Origin of the sequence: Candidatus Symbiopectobacterium sp., from assembly GCF_020054415.1 — a bacterium.
Lineage (GTDB): Bacteria > Pseudomonadota > Gammaproteobacteria > Enterobacterales > Enterobacteriaceae > Symbiopectobacterium.
In genome coordinates this window covers 1-1,499 of the sequence record NZ_JAHWCO010000704.1, presented here as the reverse complement: position 1 = coordinate 1,499, position 1,499 = coordinate 1, and the positions used below count along the sequence as shown (strand labels likewise).

Annotated in this window: 3 protein-coding genes; 1 reads left to right on the top strand and 2 read right to left on the bottom strand. The window is 42.8% G+C overall.

All coding sequences use genetic code 11. The features are described from left to right. Positions 1–243: hypothetical protein (locus QZ506_RS20280; protein WP_291973481.1), on the bottom strand; the 243-nt coding region annotated here is incomplete at its 3' end. Between the two features lie 203 nt (positions 244–446). Beyond that, positions 447–662 carry a helix-turn-helix transcriptional regulator gene (locus QZ506_RS20275; protein WP_291973479.1) on the bottom strand — a complete coding sequence of 72 codons (216 nt, stop codon included), beginning with the start codon at positions 660–662 and terminating at the stop codon, positions 447–449. A 61-nt stretch (positions 663–723) separates the two neighbouring features. Between QZ506_RS20275 and QZ506_RS20270 the strand changes: the two genes are divergently transcribed. Beyond that, complete coding sequence (locus tag QZ506_RS20270) at positions 724–1,182, top strand: helix-turn-helix domain-containing protein (protein ID WP_291973477.1); 459 nt, start codon at positions 724–726, stop codon at positions 1,180–1,182. The last annotated feature ends 317 nt before the right edge of the window (positions 1,183–1,499 follow it).

Sequence of the window (1,499 nt, the reverse complement as noted above, 5' to 3'; positions counted from 1 at the left end):
GTATTCATCCAGCGGCATCTTCTTCTCTCCCTCGAAGACAAAATCCTGCACACCACTGGCTGCTAAGATATCCATCGTCTCGGTGAGCTTCTCTGAGCGGCGCAGGACGGTTGAATCGGCGACACCCAGAATTTTTGCGATGTTGGTCTGGCGTACCCGGACAATCGCCTGATAAGCTGTTGCGACAAGGTGACGACTGATGAACTCAACCGCAGAATTTTTGCGTGTTTTTGCATTTTGCATTTGTGATACTTTCCTTATTGAAAAAAACAGGTTATCGGATGCACGTGTAGATACACGGCACCTGTGGTGTAATGTGGTAATCAACAGACGTGACGAAGCCGTGAGGCAGTCACAGTGAGTTTGTTACTGTGGGATGTTGAGTTCGCCACGTTGTCGGTGGCTTCCGTAGGACGAGTGTCCGTTGTAAAGAGCGGTACTGCGGGTTAGGCAATCTTATTTACGGACGGAAAAAGATCATCTAACCCTATTGATATACCTTTTGAATTAATTACCTGAACTATCTTATGAGCTAACTTGATATCTATGTTTCGTCTGCCGTGTTCATAGTGGCAAATGGCTCCAGGGGTACATCCCATCATTTTTGCGAGTTCTGTCTGAGTTAAGTGAACTCGGTTCCTGAATTGCCGTAATTTGTTCATGTATACCTCCAAGCGGCAAGTATACATAACGTAATCATATTGCACAACATGATTATCCATTATGTGTATTTATTGGTTTTTATACAAAGCGTATAATAAAGAAATGGAAAGAGCTAAATGGCATGAAGTCGCTAAAGCCCGGATGAGGGCTTTGCGCATAACACAAGATGAGTTAGCGGAACGCTTGGGTGTCACAAAGGGTGGAATTAGTCACTGGCTAAATGGACGGCGTGAGCCTCGAATAGAGGATTTTTGTAAGATAATGGCGATCCTTGGTTTGAACAAACTCATTCTTAATAATGATGGCTTATTATTGGTAGATAATGAGCTTGAAGCCATGTCTCCTACAACATCCTCTATACCCACCTTGACTGAGGAAAAGCTAGAACTTCTCAAGCTGTTTGATGACTTACCTGAAGTCGAAGCTAAGCGTTTTCTTGCAGAGATGAAGATAAAAAAGACACACTATGATGCTCTTTTTGAAGAGATGTACAAAAAAAGAAAACAAAAAGTGCTATAATATTAATTACATAGTGGTTATTGCGATACTCCCTTCTAATTTTCATATCCATTTCCCCCTAATTCATAGAACAGAAATAAATTATCATAAAAATTAGTATGATAAACTTGCTCACCCAAAAAGTATACATAATGTAATTTACATTAAAAAACCATTATGTATACTTAATCCCATCAACCCACCAGACAGCCTTCAGCCAGACGGTGGACCAGCAACCCGCAACGGCAATACCCCGGCAGGCAAGACCTCGAGTTACCCGCCGATTGCCTGAGCGTAAGTAGCCAGCCCGAGGCGCACGAACATGACGGCGGTTGTGG

Excerpts from the sequence above, each read along its gene's own strand:
- QZ506_RS20275 (WP_291973479.1), bottom strand. The coding sequence starts at position 662 with ATGAACAAATTACGGCAATTCAGGAACCGAGTTCACTTAACTCAGACA.
- QZ506_RS20270 (WP_291973477.1), top strand. The coding sequence starts at position 724 with ATGTGTATTTATTGGTTTTTATACAAAGCGTATAATAAAGAAATGGAA.